We start from the raw sequence: 2,098 nt of genomic DNA, 5'->3' as shown, positions 1-2,098 counted from the left end.
ATAAAATCAAATTTATCAAATTTCATAATTTTAGATTCCTATAATTTCTATTTTAAATATATTTTATAGGAATTTTAAAATAACTAGGTTATGCAAGAAGTCTAATTAAAAAAGAAATTTTAACATCAGTTCGTACCAGAAACTGTAATTATAATATTTAAGTTTTAATTTTTTTAAGTTATAATTAGAAAGTATAAAATTAGATATAACGAAGGGATTTTAAATAATGAAAAAACTAATGATTTTATTAGGAATGACTTTTTTTGCAACGACAGGATATAGTCCAATTATCGGTTGTAAAAAGCCGCTTAAACTTGATGATACTGAAAATGGTATTGGAAAAGATATGGAAATTTTAAATAAAATTTCACAACGTGCTATCAACAATTTTTCAGTTTATGCACAAAATAAAAATACAATTAATAGTACTGAATATCAAAATAAATTTGATAAACTGTATACAATGGTTGACAAGAAAACTGAAAGTAGAAAATTAGACCAAATGGATAAAGATGCGATAGATGCTTTAGCAATATTAAAAAATGGCTTTCTTGCTGTTTTTAATAATATTAATAATGAAATTTATAATGACTATTCAAATTATTATCCTGATAGTAAACCAATTAATTTATTAAATGATAGTTTAAGTTATGAATTAAATTTTATTGATATGGTTCAATTGCAAGCAATTTTAGATCGACCAGGATTAGAAACAGTAAAAGCAGTTAGACTAGATTTCCATTTTCAATTTGAAGTTAAGTTTAAACTTTTAACAACAACTTCAGATTATGTAATCCAATATGTTATTACTGATAATCCAGAAGAAATGAAAGTTGTTTTAAATGGGATGGTTCAAAAAATTTCAAAAGTAATTGTTAATTTTTTCAATCAAGAAGGAATTTTTCAAATTGATAAAACACCTGAATTTGCTACAATTTATCAAAATTTTGATGTAAACTATACAGCTAGTTTTGCTAATTTAGATAATATTATTTTAGAAAAGTTACAAAGTAAAATTAAAAGTGATAGCGAATTGCAAAAGTTTGTAAAGAATATTAAATATAATTCTTCAATAACTTTATTGAGTTTACTAACAAGTGCAATTAATAATACTACTAATGGTGTTAATGTTGTTCGAGAAAATACAGCTTCATATGTTTGAACCGGAAAAGGATATCAACCTAATAAAATTACTCCAGAAAATTTTGTTAATTTTTATCGTTCATTAGTTAATGTTTTTAATACTGGAGGTCAGAACTTATGATTAGCTGATTTTCATGTGAATTTAGCAAAAATTCAAGTGGCAGGGTTTCCATTATCTGGAGCAGTAATGAATGATGGGCAAGCATTAAAAGTTCAAGTTGAAATTACAGAGGAAGGTTTAACAAATAAGTTAATGGAATATGGACGGTTAGTAGTTGCTTTTTATAATCATTTTAAATTAGAATCAAATGAGCATTCAGGAGTATTCCATCTTAGCAAAGAAGCTTTTACTAAAATTTTAAATTTAAAAACCCGAAAATACAAAGATGTTTTAAAAATATTAATTAATGATTTTAAAGAAGTAAATCAAGCAAAAAATTTACCAGGAATTGATATTTTTACAGCTGGTAATTGGGAAAAAAGTGTTCACGAAGTGAGTTTAAATGAAACTAAAGATACTTTTTCACTTCGTCGGCGAACAGTTTGAAACTTTGACTTATTATTTGGAAAAAATAATGCGGTTTATTATACTGGATGAACATCAACATTATTTACCTTAGAATTTACTAAAAAATAAGTTTAATTTAAAAAAACAAGGTTTTCTTGCTTTTTTAAATTAACAATAAAAATTGCTAGCATTAATGCTAGCAGGTATGTAAATAATAAATCTGGTCCGTTTATTTTAATAATTAAGGTTAGTATGTGAATAATAATTGTCACATTATTCATTTAATAGTTTATAAATGTTATTGTGTTGCTGATTACTACTAATAAGGAATATAACTAATAAGGAATATAACAAAATTTAAAACTAAACCTAAATTATTTATTAGACTTCTTGCATAACCAACCTAGTTATTTTAAAATTCCTATAAAATATATTTAAAATAGAAAT

Annotated in this window: 1 protein-coding gene; it reads left to right on the top strand. The window is 23.9% G+C overall.

Annotated features, from left to right (window positions below; translation table 4 throughout):
* The first annotated feature begins 226 nt into the window (after nt 1–226).
* Nucleotides 227–1,780, top strand: coding sequence for a hypothetical protein (locus EHU54_RS05640; protein ID WP_400249417.1), 1,554 nt, complete (start codon nt 227–229; stop codon nt 1,778–1,780).
* Nucleotides 1,781–2,098: the final 318 nt, after the last annotated feature.

The organism is Spiroplasma sp. ald (genome assembly GCF_044714355.1).
GTDB lineage: Bacteria > Bacillota_I > Bacilli_A > Mycoplasmatales > Mycoplasmataceae > Spiroplasma > Spiroplasma phoeniceum.
This window is presented reverse-complemented; position numbering and strand designations above follow the sequence as displayed.